The sequence below is a fragment of the Lederbergia panacisoli genome (genome assembly GCF_024626525.1).
In the GTDB taxonomy this organism is placed as follows: Bacteria; Bacillota; Bacilli; order Bacillales; family Bacillaceae_C; genus Lederbergia; species Lederbergia panacisoli.
On record NZ_JANJGU010000008.1, the window covers coordinates 122926 to 141157 of the forward strand.

11 protein-coding genes, 1 other RNA gene and 1 pseudogene are annotated in these 18232 nt (G+C 37.6%); 12 read left to right on the forward strand and 1 reads right to left on the reverse strand.

Features of this window, described 5'->3' with window-relative positions:
* Positions 1-54 precede the first annotated feature (54 nt).
* The 10 genes from NQ185_RS12535 (at position 55) to ssrA (ending at position 13309) form a co-directional block, all read left to right on the forward strand.
* On the forward strand, positions 55-801 hold the full coding sequence (locus NQ185_RS12535; RefSeq protein ID WP_257582238.1) for an alpha/beta hydrolase: 747 nt from the start codon (positions 55-57) through the stop codon (positions 799-801).
* A gap of 21 nt (positions 802-822) precedes the next feature.
* Positions 823-3159 (forward strand): ribonuclease R, encoded by a 2337-nt coding sequence (rnr, locus tag NQ185_RS12540; RefSeq protein WP_257582196.1) that lies wholly within the window; start codon positions 823-825, stop codon positions 3157-3159.
* 87 nt (positions 3160-3246) lie between these two features.
* The gene (gene smpB / locus NQ185_RS12545) at positions 3247-3714 is read left to right on the forward strand and encodes an SsrA-binding protein SmpB (RefSeq protein WP_257582197.1); all 468 of its coding nucleotides are present in this window, start codon (positions 3247-3249) and stop codon (positions 3712-3714) included.
* A gap of 496 nt (positions 3715-4210) precedes the next feature.
* Positions 4211-5131: an ABC transporter permease gene (locus NQ185_RS12550; protein WP_257582239.1), complete on the forward strand. Its 921-nt coding sequence runs from the start codon at positions 4211-4213 to the stop codon at positions 5129-5131.
* Between the two features lie 128 nt (positions 5132-5259).
* On the forward strand, positions 5260-6156 hold the full coding sequence (locus NQ185_RS12555) for a carbohydrate ABC transporter permease (protein WP_257582198.1): 897 nt from the start codon (positions 5260-5262) through the stop codon (positions 6154-6156).
* 62 nt (positions 6157-6218) lie between these two features.
* The gene (locus tag NQ185_RS12560; RefSeq protein ID WP_257582200.1) at positions 6219-7886 is read left to right on the forward strand and encodes an extracellular solute-binding protein; all 1668 of its coding nucleotides are present in this window, start codon (positions 6219-6221) and stop codon (positions 7884-7886) included.
* A 385-nt stretch (positions 7887-8271) separates the two neighbouring features.
* Positions 8272-9936 (forward strand): extracellular solute-binding protein, encoded by a 1665-nt coding sequence (locus NQ185_RS12565; protein ID WP_257582201.1) that lies wholly within the window; start codon positions 8272-8274, stop codon positions 9934-9936.
* 382 nt (positions 9937-10318) lie between these two features.
* Positions 10319-11974 (forward strand): extracellular solute-binding protein, encoded by a 1656-nt coding sequence (locus NQ185_RS12570; RefSeq protein ID WP_257582202.1) that lies wholly within the window; start codon positions 10319-10321, stop codon positions 11972-11974.
* Positions 11975-12097: 123 nt separating this feature from the next.
* Complete coding sequence (locus NQ185_RS12575; protein WP_257582203.1) at positions 12098-12820, forward strand: YesL family protein; 723 nt, start codon at positions 12098-12100, stop codon at positions 12818-12820.
* Between the two features lie 123 nt (positions 12821-12943).
* Positions 12944-13309, forward strand: a transfer-messenger RNA (tmRNA) gene (gene ssrA / locus NQ185_RS12580).
* A 211-nt stretch (positions 13310-13520) separates the two neighbouring features.
* Here ssrA and NQ185_RS12585 read toward each other — a convergent pair.
* Positions 13521-14492 carry a S8 family peptidase gene (locus NQ185_RS12585; protein WP_257582204.1) on the reverse strand — a complete coding sequence of 324 codons (972 nt, stop codon included), beginning with the start codon at positions 14490-14492 and terminating at the stop codon, positions 13521-13523.
* 892 nt (positions 14493-15384) lie between these two features.
* Here NQ185_RS12585 and NQ185_RS20355 point away from each other — a divergent pair.
* A pseudogene (locus tag NQ185_RS20355) lies at positions 15385-15861 on the forward strand (helix-turn-helix domain-containing protein); the annotation flags it as partial.
* Positions 15862-16772: 911 nt separating this feature from the next.
* Positions 16773-18113: an ABC transporter substrate-binding protein gene (locus NQ185_RS12590; RefSeq protein ID WP_257582240.1), complete on the forward strand. Its 1341-nt coding sequence runs from the start codon at positions 16773-16775 to the stop codon at positions 18111-18113.
* Positions 18114-18232: the final 119 nt, after the last annotated feature.

Genomic DNA, 18232 nt, shown 5'->3' on the forward strand with positions numbered 1-18232 from the left:
ACTTTGTTAAAAATAACTTATATTGACTAACAGAATAGCAGGTGTTTTTACATGATGAAAATTAAACCTCCGCAGCCTTTTACATTTGAAGCGGGAAAAAGGGCAGTTCTTTTACTGCATGGATTTACGGGGAATAGCGCTGATGTTAGACAACTCGGCCGCTTTCTTGAAAAAAACGGATATACAAGCCATGCTCCACAATATAAAGGTCATGGAGTTCCACCCGAAGAGCTCATTTCTACTGGACCAGACGATTGGTGGAAGGACGTATTAGCTGGATATCATTTTTTAAAAGATAAAGGATATGAAGAAATCGCGGTGGCCGGTCTATCATTAGGTGGGGTTTTTTCTCTGAAACTAGGTTACACTGTACCAGTAAAGGGAATAATTCCAATGTGTGCACCAATGTATATTAAAAGTGAAGAAGTCATGTATAAGGGAATTTTAGATTATGCAAAGGAATATAAACAATTCGAAGGAAAGTCGGAAGAACAAATTTCACTAGAAATGAAGGAATTCAAAAAAAACCCGATGAAAACGTTAATAGCGCTCCAACAATTAATCGCAGGAGTTCGCGATAACGTTGACATGACATATGCCCCGCTCTTCGTTGTTCAAGCGCGCAACGATAAAATGATAAATGAAAACAGTGCGAATATTATTTATGAACAAGCCGAATCTGTACATAAGAACATAAAATGGTATGAACACTCGGGACATGTGATCACACTTGGTCCTGAAAAAGAAATGCTGCATGAAGATATTTTACATTTTCTTGATGGGCTTGACTGGTCTGAATAGGTGAACAAGGAGGACAGAAGAATGGAAGAACTGGATTTCAATAAAATTTTATCGTATATGAAAGAAGAAGCGTATAAACCCCTTACAGTACAAGAATTAGAAGAAGCTTTTGGAATTAAAGATGCGAGTGAATTTAAAAATCTCGTAAAAGCCCTTGTGCAAATGGAGGAAAAGGGACTCGTTGTAAGAACAAGAAGTAATCGATATGGTCTACCCGAGAAAATGAATCTTGTACGTGGGACACTCTCAGGGCATGCTAAAGGATTCGCGTTTCTTATACCGGACGAAGCAGGGCTTGATGATGTATTTATTCCACCACATGAAAAAAATGGTGCTATGCATGGAGATAGTGTTTTAGTAAGGGTCACCAATGAAACATCGGGGTCTAGACGTGAAGGTGTTGTCATTCGCATCCTAAAGCGCGGTTCTGAGGAAATCGTTGGTACATACATTGAAAGCCGTCATTTTGGTTTTGTTATTCCAGATGATAAGAAAATTGCCGATGATGTTTTTATCCCTAAAAATGCCAATATGGGTGCAATAGAAGGGCATAAAGTGGTTGTTAAAATTACTGCATTTCCTGAAGATCGAAAAAATGCTGAAGGCGAAATCATTCAAATTTTAGGTCATAAAAATGATCCAGGAGTCGATATATTATCCATCATTCATCAACACGGGCTTCCGCTTGCGTTTCCTGATGAAGTGTTGGAACAAGCTAATAGTATCCCTGATACGGTAGATGAAAGTGAAATACCGAAGCGGCGAGATTTACGTGGCGAAGTCATTGTAACGATTGACGGTGCCGATGCAAAAGATTTGGACGATGCTGTGACACTATCTAAATTGGAAAATGGAAACTACAAACTTGGTGTCCATATTGCAGATGTCAGCCATTATGTAAAAGAAGGCTCTCCTATTGATCAAGAAGCCTTTGAACGGGGGACAAGTGTTTATTTAGTCGATCGGGTCATTCCCATGATCCCTCATCGTTTATCTAATGGCATATGTTCACTTAATCCAAAAGTCGACCGCTTTACACTATCCTGCGAGATGGAATTGAACAAACATGGAGAAGTCGTTAATCATGAAATTTTCCAAAGCGTCATTAAAACAACGGAGCGAATGACATACTCGGACGTTAATCATATTTTGATTGATAAAGATGAGGAACTTAGGTCAAAATATGAGCCTCTCGTTCCAATGTTCGAACTTATGGAAGAATTACAAGGAGTTCTACAAAATAAAAGAATGAAACGCGGCGCGATTGACTTTGATTTTAAAGAAGCGAAAGTCATTGTGGATAACGAAGGAAAACCAACTGATGTAGTGATTAGAGAACGATCCATTGGGGAAAGAATCATCGAAGAATTTATGCTCGTTGCAAATGAAACGATTGCTGAGCATTTTCACTGGCTTGATGTTCCTTTTATTTATCGTATTCATGAAGACCCGAAAGAGGAGAAGCTGCAACGTTTTTTCGAATTTATTACGAACTTCGGATTAATTGTTAGAGGAACGGCGAATTCTGTCCATCCAAGAGCTTTGCAAGAAATTATTGAATCAGTACAAGGCAAGCCCGAAGAAATGGTCATCTCGACCGTTATGTTGCGTTCGATGCAACAAGCAAAATACAATCCTGAAAGTATAGGGCACTTTGGGTTGTCAACAAAATTCTATACTCATTTTACATCCCCAATACGTAGATATCCGGATTTAATTGTACACAGATTAATCCGAACGTATTTAATCGAGGGGAAATTAGATGAAGCTACTCGGGCAAAATGGCATGCACATCTTTCCGAGATTGCAGACCATTCTTCAAAACGTGAACGACGTGCTGTTGATGCCGAACGCGATACAGATGAAATGAAAAAAGCAGAATTTATGGAAGACAAAATCGGTGAAGAGTTCGATGGAATAATCAGCTCTGTAACTAATTTTGGCATATTCGTTGAACTTCCCAACACAATTGAGGGGCTTGTTCATGTTAGTTATATGACAGATGATTACTATCGGTATGATGAACGTCATTTGGCGATGATTGGCGAGCGGACCGGAAATGTTTTTAGAATTGGTGATGAGATTACTGTTCGTGTCATTAAAGTGAATAAAGATGAACATGATATTGATTTTGAAATTGTCGGGATGAAAAGTAACCGCCGCCGTTCTGATGAAACGCCACAAACAAAAATTGTCAATCTTAAATCCGGTAAAAAAGCTAAAACACCTTCTACTGGTCCTCAAGGTTCGGTTGAAAGTGAGGAATGGTCTACAAGACCGCCAAGAAAGAAAAAGAAAAAATCATATGACAATGCACCTGCTAAAAATCGTAAAAAGCGCAGTAGATCAAAACGGTGAAATGAAAAGGTTGGAGGTCCCGCTTCTAACCTTTTTCAATTTATTGTATAATATAAAGCAGTTCGGTTAGCCAAGGAGGAAAGATTAATGCCAAAAGGGGAAGGAAAGTTAATAGCCCAAAACAAAAGGGCTAATCACGACTATTTTATTGAAGATACGTATGAAGCGGGGATGGTCCTTCAAGGAACTGAAATCAAATCAATTCGCGCAGGCAAGGTAAATATAAGAGACTCTTTTGCAAGGATCCAAAATGGAGAGTTATTTTTACATAATGCACATATTAGTCCTTATGAACAAGGAAATCGTTACAATCATGACCCACTTCGAACAAGGAAGTTATTATTACACCGTAAAGAAATAAATAAACTTATTGGTGAATCAAAAGAGCAGGGATACTCAATCATCCCCTTAAAGATATATTTAAAAAATGGTGTTGCTAAAATATTGATAGGGCTTGGAAAAGGGAAAAAGAAGTATGATAAGCGCGAGGATTTAAAACAAAAAGAGGCGAAACGTGACATAGAGAGAGCTTTCCGAGAGCAGCAGAAAGTGTAAAATATTAAGGTCTTTAGTTTTGAAATAAACTAAAGACCTTATTTTTTTATTATAAAAACAAGGGTGTATCGAAATAAGTCTAAAGTCCTCGTTTCTTTTCGACTACAAGATATTACAAATTTTTAAAAATATATTGACTAATTGTTATACCAAGTTTAAACTGATAATAACAAATACCAGTTTTTTTCATTGTTTATAAAAATAAACAGGAGAATACTGTTGCTTACCATGGTAGAGTCTTTCATAATAAGATTGAAAGGGATTTCAAATCTAAACTATGAATCTAGTGAAATAGGAAAAAGGGCACAATCATAATGGAAGCGCTAAAATTTCCGAATTATCTAAGGAGGGATTTTCGACAAACTTTTCAACCTTTTTATTTACTAAATAAAGTAAGCGTTATTAAATTAGAGTTTTCTAAAAAAGGTAAAAACATCAAGATATAATCGGGGGAGACGATATGGAAAAGGCAGTTGTAAATAAAGATATCGTAATCATGCCAAAAAAGAAATCGCTTTTCTTAAGAATAGCACGTCAGTGGGAACTCCAATTAATGGTTATCCCTGCCATTATCTTCATTTTCATCTTTAGCTACATTCCGATGTACGGAATTATAATGGCGTTTAAGGATTACAACATTTTCAAAGGAATCGCGGAAAGTCCATGGGCTGGCTGGAAACATTTTAATATGTTTTTTACCGCTCCTGAGTTTACACAAGTCATGAGAAATACGCTTGTGATCAGTTTCCTTAAATTCTTCATTGGATTTCCAGCGCCAATCATTTTGGCTCTAATGCTGAATGAAGTAAGGAATATGTTCTTTAAACGCATTGTCCAAACAGTGAGTTATTTACCTCACTTCATATCTTGGGTTATCGTGTCAGGTTTCGTCATGTCACTATTGTCTACAGATAATGGAAGTTTGAACATCGCTTTGGAAAAGATTGGTGCGATTGATGAACCGATTAGTTACCTAAGCATTCCACAATATTTTTGGACGATTTTAGTTACGACGAATGTATGGAAAGATATCGGTTTTGGTTCAATCGTTTATTTGGCCGCCATTGCGGGTGTCGATACACAGCTTTATGAAGCAGCAGCACTGGATGGTGCAAATAGATTCAAACAAATTTACTTGATTACGATTCCTTCCATCTTGCCGGTCATTTTAATTTTCATGATTTTGGCAATCGGAAACTTATTGAATGCTGGTTTTGAGGATATTCTCCTTTTAGGCTCTAACCCTGTTGTAAGGGATGTAGCGGATGTCTTGGATACGTACGTATACCGTCGAGGTATTCAGCACTCACTATTTTCTTATGCAACCGCTGTCGGTTTATTTAAAGCCATTATCAGTGTAGGCTTGCTCACATTGGCAAACTTCTTGTCAAGAAGAGCAGGGTCGAGTCTATGGTAAAAAGAAAAGCGGAAGCGTCTGTTCATCGACGTACAAACTTCAGGTACTTTGACTTATCGTAGAGAGTAGGACAAGAAGTTTGCTAGTCGATAGACGCTGGAGCTAGCCAAAAAAGGGGAGGATACCACATGTTAAAAATGACAACGGGCGATCGCGTCATGTCGATCACCATTTACATCGTGCTTACAATCTTAGCTTTTGTCACCTTTTATCCGTTCTGGAACGCATTGGTCATCTCGTTTAACAGCGGAATCGATACGATGAAAGGTGGAATCACCTTTTGGCCAAGGGTTTTCTCCTTGGACAACTATGAGATCGTTTTCCAAGATTCGCGTATTTTGAATGGATTTTTCATCTCCATTCTCCGTACCGTGATTGGAACGGCGACAGCCGTCATGTTTACTGCAATCTTTGCGTATGGGATGTCGAGGAAAGAATTAATTGGTCGTGACTACTATATGATTTTCTGTGTCATCACAATGTTTTTCAGTGGCGGTTTGATCCCTACCTTCTTATTGATTAGAGGATTGGGACTATTCAATACATTTTGGGTCATGATCATTCCAGGCTTAGTCAGTGTATGGAATATGATTATCTTCCGGACTTTCTTCCAAGGCTTGCCTGCAGGACTGGAAGAATCCGCAAAAATTGATGGATGTGGATACTGGGGAACATTCTTCCGAATCGTCCTTCCGCTATCCGGTCCGGTTATCGCAACATTATCGTTATTTACAGCTGTGTATCACTGGAATGATTGGTTTTCTCCGAGTATCTATATCTCAGATCAAAAACTACTTCCAATCCAAACGATGCTACAGCAAATCCTTAGCTCCAACATTATGACTGAGCAAATGGCGCAAGCGGATTCAACCGCTGCAGCTCATATGCAGAAAATGAAATCAGTCTCAACAAAATCCCTATCAATGGCGACAATGATGGTCGCAACGATACCGATCATCTGTGTATACCCATTCGTTCAAAAGTATTTCGTTAAAGGGGTATTGGTTGGTTCTTTGAAAGGATAATCAACTTGGTTTAAGGCGCAAGCTTTAAATATATATTAAAAAATATTTAAGGGGGAAAAGAAATGAGAAACAAGATTAAGTTTTTATCTTTATCTCTAGTTGCTCTGCTTATGGCGTTCGCTGTATTGTCTGGCTGTTCTAAAGACAGTGCCGGCGGCGATAGCAAAAGCGGCGACAATGGCGGATCAAAAGATTCCGGCAACACTAGTGAAAGCGGCTTTGTTCTTGGTGAGGATGAGCTAGAGTACACAATGTATGGTCACTATGACTGGTACACTATGCCACCTTGGGGTGAAGATTTAGCAACTAAATGGATTAAAGAAAACAAAAAAGTTAATGTAGTACCTGTCAGTTCTGGTGGTAATGCTGCACAAAAATTCAACACAATGATTGTTGGTAACGACCTTCCAGATGTAATGTGGTTGGATCGTAATGCAGACTTAGACAGACTTCGTGAAGCAGATATGCTCGTTCCGCTTGATGAGTATATTGAGAAGTATCCAAACATCAAGGAATGGGTTGGAGAGTCTACTCTTAACATGCTTCGTGCTGAAGATGGACATGTTTACGCAATTCCTAACTGGTATACAACACAACCAAATGGTAACTCTGGTTATGTAGTAAATGAGAAAATTTACAAAGAACTTGGTTCACCTAAACTAGAAACAACAGATGATCTATATGCTTATTTGAAACAAGTAAAAGAAAAATATCCAGATGTTGTTCCATTTGAAGCAGGACAAGGTGGCGGACTAGACGTTCTATACTCTGCATTTGCAGAAGAACATCCAAACCTTTTCATGAGTAACCACTTTGTACCAAATGGTGATAAACTATCTTCTATCTTTACGGATCCTGTATTTAGAGAAGCTATGGTTTATATGAACAAGCTTTACAGTGAAAGATTAATTTCACAAGATACATTGACACAAACTGCTGAACAAGTAAAAGAAAAAGTTGTTACGGGTAAAATTGCTATATTCGCAGATAGCTCTCCTACAGAACATGGAAGCCTTGCCCATACAGAATTACAATCACAAGATCCAGACGCGGGCATGAAAATGATCTGGCCAATCCATAAAGAAGGATTGAATAAAGAAAAAATTACTCCAGGAACATGGAGTCAGCTTGGCTGGAACGTAAGTGTTATTACGAAAGCAGCTAAAAACCCAGAAGCCATCTTCGCTTTCCTTGATTGGATGGTAGGTCCAGAAGGTCAACGTACTATTTTCTGGGGACCAGAAGGCCTATATTGGGATGGAACACAAGCTGTTGAAGGTATTGCGGAAGCACCTGTATTTACTGATAAGTATTTAACAGATGTTGAAAATCTTTCTAAATTAATGAATACAACAAATAGCTTCCAATGGGTTGGTAACACAGTTTATATCGATAAATCCAAAACAGCATTTGAAATGACATTGCCAGAAGAACAACAAAACTGGGATACAAGATATCAAATGAGTATCACTTGGAAGACTCAAATGAACTCAACTGAATTCCAAAATCTATCTCCGCTTCCTGAAACAGAAGAAGGAATGGCAGAACAACGTGTGAATGAAATTTATGATGAAGCAAGAGCGAAAGCACTTCATGCGAAGAGTGAAGAGGAAGTTCTAAAAATCCTCGATCAAGCTGAAAAAGATGCTCAAGCTGTAGGATATGACAAGATGCTAGAATACAAAACTCAAAAATGGCAAGATAATAAAGCTAAAATGGCTGGTAATTAATAGCCGATTGAGTTTAGGACCACTTCAGAAATATATATACTGAAGTGGTCTTTTTAGTATTTTATAAATTCGACATCTATTATATAGATTGCTTTTATCAATTATATATTCAACAATATTCTACAATTCTATTAAAATTATATTGACTACTTGTTACATCAAGCTTAAAATGATAATAACAACATCTAAGTTTGTATACGTTTTCAAAAAATCTTTTGAAAAGGATTACAAGATTAAAAACTAAGGAAAACATATGTACAAACGCGACCAGATGTTGATTTTCTTTTTTTTGATAAGTAAGCGCTTCACTTAGGGGAGGCAGTTTCATTCGGTTTAAGGCGCAAGCTTTAAATATACATTAAAGGATAATCAAGGGGGAAAAAGAATGGGAAATAAGATGAAGTTCTTTACTTTATCTCTAGTCGCTCTACTAATGGTCTTTTCCGTATTGTCCGGCTGTTCTAAAGACAGTGCCGGCGATGGAAATAGCAATGAAAACGGCGGATCAAAAGATTCCGGCAACACTAGTGAAAGCGGCTTTGTCCTCGGTGAAGATGAGCTAGAGTACACAATGTACGGTCACTATGACTGGTACACTATGCCACCTTGGGGTGAAGACGCAGCAACAAAAGCGATTAAAGAAAATAAAAAAGTTAATGTAGTACCTGTCAGTTCTGGTGGTAATGCTGCACAAAAATTCAATACAATGATCGTTGGTAATGACCTTCCTGACGTCATTTGGTTGGATCGTAACGCCGACTTAGACAGACTTCGTGAAGCTGATATGCTCGTTCCACTTGATGAATATATTGAGAAATATCCAAACATTAAGGAATGGGTTGGAGAATCCACGCTTAACATGCTTCGTGCTCCAGATGGACATGTTTATAGTATTCCTAACTGGTATACAACACAACCAAATGGTAATACAGGTTATGTTGTAAATGAGAAAATCTATAAAGAACTTGGTTCACCAAAATTAGAAACAACAGATGATCTTTATGCATATTTGAAACAAGTAAAAGAAAAATATCCAGATGTTGTTCCATTTGAAGCAGGACAAGGTGGCGGACTAGACGTTCTATTCTCTGCATTTGGAGAAGAACATCCAAACCTATTCATGAGCAATCATTTTGTTCCAAATGGTGATAAACTAACTTCAATCTTTGTAGATCCTGTATTTAGAGAATCAATGGTTTATATGAATAAACTTTACAGTGAAAGATTGATTTCACAAGATACTTTGACTCAAACTGCTGAACAAGTAAAAGAAAAAATTGTTACAGGTAAATTTGCGGTATTTGCAGATAGCTCGCCTACTGAATCTGCAGCCTTGGCTCATACTCAATTAAGAGCAGAAGATCCGGATGCAAGTTTAAAAATGATCTGGCCAATCCATAAAGAAGGATTGAATAAAGAAAATATCACTCCGGGAACATGGAATCAGCTTGGCTGGAACGTAAGTGTTATTACGAAAGCGGCTAAAAATCCTGAAGCAATCTTTGCTTTCCTTGACTGGATGGTAGGTCCAGAAGGTCAACGTAGTATTTTCTGGGGTCCAGAAGGCCTATACTGGGATGGAACACAAGCTGTTGACGGTATTGCAGAAGCACCTGTATTTACTGATAAATATTTATCAGATGTTGAAAACCTAGCTAAATTGATGAATACAACAAACAGCTTCCAATGGGTTGGTAATACTGTTTATATCGATAAATCGAAAACAGCATTTGAAATGACGTTGCCAGAAGAACAACAAAACTGGGAAACTAGATATCAAATGACTATTACTTGGCCAACACAGGCAAATGGTACCGAGTTCTCCAACCTTTCTCCACTTCCTGAAACAGAAGAAGGTATGGCAGAACAACGTGTGAATGAAATTTATGATGAAGCAAGAGCAAAAGCACTTCATGCGAAGAGCGAAGAAGAAGTTCTAAAAATCCTCGACCAAGCTGAAAAAGATGCACAAGCTGTAGGATATGACAAAATGCTAGAATTCAAAACTCAAAAATGGCAAGATAATAAAGCTAAAATGGCTGGTAATTAATAGCCGATTGAGTTTAGGACCACTTCAGAAATATATACTGAAGTGGTCTTTTTAGTATTTTATAAATTCGACATCTATTATATATATTGCTTTTATCAATTATATATTCAACAATATTCTACAATTCTATTTAAAATTATATTGACTACTTGTTATACCAAGCTTAAAATGATAATAACAACATCTAAATTTGTACACGTTTTCAACAAATCCTTTGAAAAGGATTACATGATTAAAAACTAAGGAAAGCATATGTACAAACGCGACCAGATGTTGATTTTCTTTTTTGATAAGTAAGCGCTTCACTTAGGGGAGGCAGTTTCATTCGGTTTAAGGCGCAAGCTTTAAATATACATCAAAGGATAATCAAGGGGGAAAAAGAATGGGAAATAAGATGAAGTTCTTTACTTTATCTCTAGTCGCTCTACTAATGGTCTTTTCCGTATTGTCCGGCTGTTCTAAAGACAGTGCCGGCAATGGCAATGATAACGGCGGATCTAAAGATTCCGATAGTAAGAGCGAAGGCTTCGTTCTTGGTGAGGACGAGCTAGAATATACAATGTACGGTCATTATGACTGGTACACAATGCCAACTTGGGGCGAAGATATCGCTTCAAAATGGATTAAAGAAAACAAAAAAGTTAATGTGAAATCTGTCAGCTCTGGTGGTAATGCTGCACAAAAGTTCAATACGATGATCGTTAGTAATGAACTTCCCGATGTTATCTGGATGGATCGCGGGCCAGATGTAGATAAACTTCGTGAAGCCGGAATGCTTGTACCTCTTGACGAGTACATTGAAAAATATCCAAACCTTAAGGAATGGGCGGGCGAATCTACACTTAACATGCTTCGCGCTGAAGATGGACATATTTATCAATTTCCTAACTGGTATACATCGCAGCCAAATGGTAACTCTGGTTACGTTGTAAATGAAAAAATGTATAAAGAACTAGGTTCTCCAAAGTTAGAAACAACGGAAGATCTTTATGCTTATTTGAAACAAATCAAAGAAAAGTATCCTGATATTGTTCCGTATGAGCCAGGCCAAGGAGATGGACTTGATATCCTTTACTCTGCTTTTGGTGAAGACCATACGACAGCCTATGTAGGAATGCGTGCTGTTCCACAAGGAGACAAGCTAACTTCAATTTTTACAGATCCTGTTTATCGTGAGTCTATGCAATATGTGAGCAAGCTTTTCCGTGAAAAACTTATTTCACAAGATGCTCTAACGCAAACTGCGGATCAAGTAAAAGAAAAAGTAATGACTGGTAAATTTGCTGTTTATGCAGGAAGCAGCCCAACTGTTAACTCTAACTTGGCAGACTCTCTTTTAAGAGAGCAAGATCCAGATGCAGGTCTTAAAATGGTATGGCCATTCCATAAAGAAGGCTTAGATAAAGAAAAAATCTGGACTGGAAGCTGGTCACAACTTGGCTGGAACGTAAGTGTCATCACCAAAGCAGCAAAAAATCCTGAAGCTATCTTTGCTTTCCTTGACTGGTATACTGGACCAGAAGGTCAACGTCATATTTTCTGGGGACCTGAAGGCTTGTATTGGGAAGGAACACACGCTGTTGATGGAATCGATGAAGCACCTGTATTCACAGATAAATTTGTTACTGATGTAACTGAGCGAGATAAATTAATGCAAACAACTGATCCACTTCAATGGGCTGGAAATACAGTATACATTGATAAATCCAAATCCGCATTTGAGATGACGCTGCCAGAAGAGCAACAAAACTGGGCTACAAGATATCAATCTCAAATCACTTGGAAAACACAATATAATACAACGGAGTTTGTAAATCTTTCTCCAATGCCGGATTCTGAAGAAGGGTTAATTGAACAACGAGTTAACGATATTTATGACGAGGCTAGAGCGAAATCAATTCACGCAAAAAGCGATGAGGAAGTCATAAAAATTCTTGACGAAGCAGAAAAAGATGCTCAAGCAGTTGGATACGACAAATTGTTGGAATTCAAAACTCAAAAATGGCAAGAAAATAAAGCGAAAATGGCTGGTAATTAATAGCCGGTAAAAAAGGCCCGCTTCAAACTGTATAGAGTGTCGAATATTTGACACTCTATATACGTGCTGAGGCAGGGCCCTTATGTTATTCTAAGAAAAGAAATATTGTTCAAGGGGGACATCATGGGATACACAGGTTTTTCAAGGATACTTCTCGTTTTTTCGGAATGGATTATGAAATTTGCTGTCACGAATATTGTTTGGTTAGTATTTAATTTGCCGATTGTTTATTTTGTGCTAATTTTATTATACGCAGACACGTTTGAAAAATTTCAATTAATTGTTATTACAATTGCAGTTTTAGCACCTTTTTTCTTTTTTCCTGCAACGACGGCGATGTTTGGAGTAGTTAGAGATTGGATTTTGGGAAAAAGTGCTATGCCGCTTATAAGTTCATATTGGAAATATTATAAAGAAAACTATATAAAAAGCTTGTTGGGCGGCTTCATTATTGTTCCAATATGGTCAGCATGGCTTTATAATTATTTAACGTCGGGTGTTGAAATTGGTTCAATTTCATTTTATTTTTATGTAGCAGTTACAATTTTCCTTTTTACTTTTTCTGTTCATTTCTTTTCCGACACGGTTCATTTCCAAGCAAAATTAAAGGACTCGTTTATAAAATCAATATTGTTGGCGATTGGAAATCCTCATTACACAATTTTGATAGCATTATTAAGTGGAATGTTCATATTTCTGTTGATCAAATATATTCCTGTTTTTATTCCATTTTGCATGGGTTCAATCATTGCTTATTTATCATTTTATGGATATTATCGGATTTTTTTAAAGATGCAGTCCTTAGTGGAAAAACTGGAAGGTACAGGAGAAAATACAGAACAATAACAGATGAATGGTATGTAATACCAAAGAGAATACCTTGAAATTTTGCGAACGTATGTTATAATAATCAATGTAACACCTCAGATGTTTTGCTAGGTCTTAACCGAAAAAACATCTTCTTATCATGGGGACGTTACGGATTCGACAGGGATAGTTCGAGCTTAGGTTGCGAGTCGAGGGGATCGTCCTCGTAAAAACGTCAAAGCCAATAATAACTGGCAAAGAAAACAACAACTTCGCTTTCGCTGCTTAATAACAGTCGATAGCGGTTCCTCCCTCCATCGCCCATGTGGTAGGGTAAGGGACTCACTCTAAGTGGGATACGCCGGAAGTCCTCCGCCTGGGGACCATGGAAGAGATCAATCAGGCTAGCGTTTCGGATGCCAGTCGATAGGCGGAAGAAGACGCGAAATAACAATATATCGACTACACTCGTAGACTCTTAAGTGGCGATGTTCTTGGACGAGGGTTCGACTCCCTCCGTCTCCACCAAATACATATTTGGTGGTTTTTTATTTTGAAAAACATTTAGTAACGTCATCATTTTGTTCCATTCTAATGAAGGATTTCACCACATTGTTTTTATATGGGAACTTGTGGCTTATGCTCAGATAGCTATATATAATATTAATTTTTTAAAAAGCCGGTCAATTCCTTAGAAATAAGGAATTAACCGGCTTTTATCTTTAGGAAAATAACTTCTTTAAACACTCATCTCGTAAAAGACTTTATTCAAAAATTCTTGATCAAAGACATTAGCCAAATGCTCCAGAACTGTTAAATACACCAGCCCATTACCTTCAAGCTTTGGAGAGTTCCCCAAAGGCACGGTCCTTTTAATTAATTGGGCATAGAGCTCAGGCTCTGTTAGCTCCCGTCCAAAATAGTTGTTCGCCAGATTCTTTATGAGGGCAAGTGCTCCTGAAACATGGGGAGCTGCCATGGAAGTCCCACTTAAAGTGGCATATTTCCCGTTTAAATACGTAGATAGAATAGCTTCACCTAGAGCAACTAAATCGATTTCATTATTGGAATTGGTAAAATTGGAAGAGCGCCGCTCAAGATTCACTGCACCCACGCTAATGACTTCGTTATAGCTAGCTGGAAAGGAGAATTCATCTGTTGAATCGTCATCGTCTCCTTCATTTCCTGCTGCACAAACTACGAGAATATTATTAGTGACAGCCTTTTTGACTGCTCCATAAAGTTCAGGGATATCATTTGGTCCACCAAGCGACATGGAGATAATATCTACCTTTTGTTCAATGGCATGATTAATCCCATTGATAATCCATTCATACTTTCCTGAGCCATTTTTATTCAATACCTTTAGGATCAGTAAGTTTGCCTCAGGAGCGACACCGATTACACCATTATCATTCTGCTTAGCAGCAATTGTTCCGGCAACATGAGTTCCATGCCCATTGTAATCTTTGAAGATATCGGGATTGCCGCCATCATCATCCGTAAAATTCCGCCCGCCTATAGCCTGACCTTGTAAATTGGGATGTGTGATGTCACAACCCGTATCCAAGACAGCAACCGTAACACCTTTTCCCTTAGTATCGTTCCAAATCTTAGGTGCCTGTATCAATTCTACACCTTTAGGAACTTCGTTTACCATTTCTGCTAGTTCAATCACTTGGTACGGAATTAATCGAACATAATGCTCCATTTTTTTCCTCCTTAAGAGATTAACTTGCAGTAAATTCCTGTTGTTATCTATATTCTACTAATTCAAATACTTTTTTAATAGTTCCATTTCGAGGATAATTAAATAGACTTTCAAGAAAAAGGTAATCTTAAAGTATGTTCACCGCTTTTCCTCTTACTCCAATGTAAGAAGTAAGCGGAAATACATTATGTAGACAAAAATGTAATTCCCTATCTACAGTATCGAAGACCCAACTGAATAAATTTTATATATGACAATCATCCTATTTGGAAGAAAACCCCAGACTCATTATCAGAATAGTGATATAATTGAAAAACAATAGAATAGGTTTCTCAAGGGTGGTCAGCATACCTCTATAGAAAGGGGGAGTGCTTGTGTCGGTCTTTGAAGCGTTGATTTTTGCGTGTACCTTTGCAGGCTTACTCGTGGCAATGCTACAAACTGGACCAAAAAAATAACCCACCCTTGAGCCTCCAAGCATAAGGGGTGAGTTAATTTCCTTCTCATAGCCGATTGCCCTAGGAGGGAACCTTCTATTGGATGGACCGCGTTGTGCTTTTAGGTAAGCGTAGTGTTCCACACCAGCGGTCTTTTTAAAATATGCTTGTATATACTTTTATAATACCCAAAATTATGTAAAGTGACTATTGAAAATGGAAATACTTTATCGATTTATCCTTTTTGGCAAGCCGATTTAAAAGTTAAAATAGGATAAGAATCTGAAAATATATTGTAATATATTTATTTCTTTGGATGAATATTTTTTCTTATAGAAATAGAGTCATAGGTGATAAGCATGGATAGGGGCTTTTAAATGCTGTTGAAAAATCGATTGAATATATGAAAATCATTTGGGAGAAGAAACTACTTCCGAGGAGTCGCTGCTAAATTTGGCTACAGCACGTACCATTTTTTAAGGGCTTTTAAGGAAGCAACGGGGGTAACGCCAAGGCATTTCTTATCAGCGTTAAGAATTGAGGGGAGCAAGGAAATTTTATCGAAACCATCAAACTTGATTCTGAAATCTTTGTTAAACGTTGGATATAAAAGTATTGGCTCTTTTAGCTCAAGGTTTAACCAATTTGTAGGACAATTTCCGCAACATTTTAAAAGCAAATCTGATTTTTTATATCAATATATTACTATATACAAAGATAGGAATAGTAATCCTGTCCAATCAACATCATCTCCATCCATAACTTGTTATATAAAGGCGCCTCCTACATTTAAAGGCTTGGTTTTTGTAGGGCTGTTTCCACGCCCAATCCCGACCAAAGGCCGATTATGGGAGGCGTTTTACATAATGGAGGTATATATACTTTTTCACAAGTTCCTGAAGGGAGCAAGGAAGGAACACTTTTGCTGCTAAAGGAGCAAGGTATACAGCTTCAGCAAAAGATCTTTTGGCTTGTATAGGGTGTGCGGTTGGCTTGGGAGAAGCGTTGGTCTATCTCGAATACGGGATAGTGTGTAAACAGGAGTATAGATTTTAAGATTTGCTATTGGAGGTCTTGAAAATTGGTATTTGAAATAACACTTCAAGTTCGTGTAAGCGAAATTGAAAAAGGGCTAATATGGTAGCAAACGTTATTAAATAGAGAGCCTAATTTCATTCCTCATGAAGGATTGCGGAATGGGAAGTTATTCCTAGATGTTGGCTGCAGGTAGGTGAAAGAACTTCCAGCAGAAGGCAGCGGCCCATCTGATTAGGTGTTCCAGACATAGATAAAGAGAGAGACAGGCTAATAAATGAATTAAAGATCGTGTTAAATTCATCATAACCTTTCAAGTTGATATATATCTGTTACTTTTCGCCTATTGCTTTTGGAATGCTAAAAATGGCATAATTCCTTCAACAATTTCATATTTTTCCCTTAAAGACCATTAATGATAAATTGCTACTTCACAATAACCACTTTATTAATCACAAAACTTCTAATCTCAAAAACTATTCCACTAAAAACATTTTATACAAAGTAACTGAAGTAAAATGACAATATTCATTGATTTTTACAACATGATTTTCATAATTAAAAAAATAATCTTCCATTTCTAGAAAACATATGATAATATTTATGAAAAATAGTTTGAATCTTTAATTGATTAAAAAATGTAATCGCTTTCGTGGGTATTTTGTCATTGGGGTTTTCTGTACCCAGGAAGAAAGTAATGGTTTTGGAAATTAAGGAGGTGGTTTTGCTCAAAATCCTTCGGCATATTCAAAAAATTGTTGTAACAAAAAGGAACACATTAAAAAAGGGGGTAATTGGATTGAAGAAAGTGTCAAGTATCTACAAGGTATTCATGATGATTTTTATTTTAGTTATTTCAGCTGCATTGACTGGTTGTGGAGGTTCAGATTCCGCAGGAGGCAAAAAAGGCGGCAAAAAAGTAGAAATTACTTGGCTTGTTAGAACAGATGCCAATATGATTGAATGGGAAAAACAAACAATCAAAGATTTTGAAGCAAAGCACCCAGACATTAAAGTTAATTTGGAAACGATTCCGCAAGATGAGATTGACCAACGTTTAACGACTATGATCTCAAGTGGAAATGTACCAGATGTATGGTCCTCTAACTGGGCTAACTCAGGATTTGCAACATATCGTGGCATGGATGCATTATTAGATCTAACTACTTATGTAGAAAATGATGCACAGCAACTAAGTGGAATTCCTGAACACTTAATGGATATTTATAAGATTGATGGGAAAATATATGGAATTCCAATGTTAGGTATTGGAAGCTACTTATTCTATAACAAAGATTTGTTTGATGAAGCAGGATTAGAATACCCGCCAACTGATTGGAATGATACTTCTTGGAATTGGGATAAAGCTCTTGATTACGCTAAAAAGTTAACAAAGGATACTGGTAGTAGTGCCGATAAGGTTTACGGATTGCTAGATAATAACTCACCTGCACGTAAAGCTTGGACATTTGGCGGAGAATTCTGGAAGCCTGAAGCATATACAACAGGTGTCATGGGCGAACCAGCCATTCTTGATAATCCTAAAAATGCTGAAGCTCTACAATTTTTTACTGATTTAATCAATAAACATAAGGTTTCACCTAACCCATCTGCACTTGACGCAGTTTCACAACTTGGTGATCCATTTATGACAGGTAAAGTGGCTATGGTTGTGAACGGCGGTTGGGGATTCTGGGCGTATAAGCCGGCTGAATTTAACTGGGGAGTTGCACCAATTCCATATGCTGATGGACGTGTTGCAACTCTATACGTAGATCCATGGAATATTAGTGCGAAAAGTAAACATCCTGACGAGTCTTGGGAATTTGTAAAATTCCTAGCTGATCCAAATGGTGCGGCAAAATCATTCATGGAAGCAACATCAGCTACTCCGGCCGATGCAACTTTAATGGAAGATTGGTATCAACAAATGTCCGACATCACTGGTATGTCAGTTGAGGATATCAAAGAAGTTAATGATGGTGCATTTGTTGACGGTAAAGAAGCAGATAACCACTTGATCACTAAGTTCTCTATTATTGGAACGACAATTGATCAAACGATGACAGCTGTCTACGAAGGTAAAAAGACTGTGCAAGAAGGTTTAGAGGAAATTGATAAAAACCTCCGTTCATTAAGTTTAGATTAATAGTTTAACAACCTAGTATAAGTTGAGGGTGTCCTGTAACAGGCGGCACCCCTCTAGCACTATTCTGTGTTAGTAGGATGACGGTTACAGTTGATACCCTTTTAACAAAAAACGGAGGG

What these genes read in the sequence shown, in the direction of transcription:
- NQ185_RS12565 (WP_257582201.1), top strand. Translation starts at nt 8,272, where the DNA reads ATGGGAAATAAGATGAAGTTCTTTACTTTATCTCTAGTCGCTCTACTA.
- NQ185_RS12550 (WP_257582239.1), top strand. Translation starts at nt 4,211, where the DNA reads ATGCCAAAAAAGAAATCGCTTTTCTTAAGAATAGCACGTCAGTGGGAA.
- NQ185_RS12575 (WP_257582203.1), top strand. Translation starts at nt 12,098, where the DNA reads ATGGGATACACAGGTTTTTCAAGGATACTTCTCGTTTTTTCGGAATGG.
- NQ185_RS12535 (WP_257582238.1), top strand. Translation starts at nt 55, where the DNA reads ATGAAAATTAAACCTCCGCAGCCTTTTACATTTGAAGCGGGAAAAAGG.
- NQ185_RS12555 (WP_257582198.1), top strand. Translation starts at nt 5,260, where the DNA reads ATGTTAAAAATGACAACGGGCGATCGCGTCATGTCGATCACCATTTAC.
- smpB (WP_257582197.1), top strand. Translation starts at nt 3,247, where the DNA reads ATGCCAAAAGGGGAAGGAAAGTTAATAGCCCAAAACAAAAGGGCTAAT.
- NQ185_RS12570 (WP_257582202.1), top strand. Translation starts at nt 10,319, where the DNA reads ATGGGAAATAAGATGAAGTTCTTTACTTTATCTCTAGTCGCTCTACTA.
- NQ185_RS12560 (WP_257582200.1), top strand. Translation starts at nt 6,219, where the DNA reads ATGAGAAACAAGATTAAGTTTTTATCTTTATCTCTAGTTGCTCTGCTT.
- rnr (WP_257582196.1), top strand. Translation starts at nt 823, where the DNA reads ATGGAAGAACTGGATTTCAATAAAATTTTATCGTATATGAAAGAAGAA.
- NQ185_RS12585 (WP_257582204.1), bottom strand. Translation starts at nt 14,492, where the DNA reads ATGGAGCATTATGTTCGATTAATTCCGTACCAAGTGATTGAACTAGCA.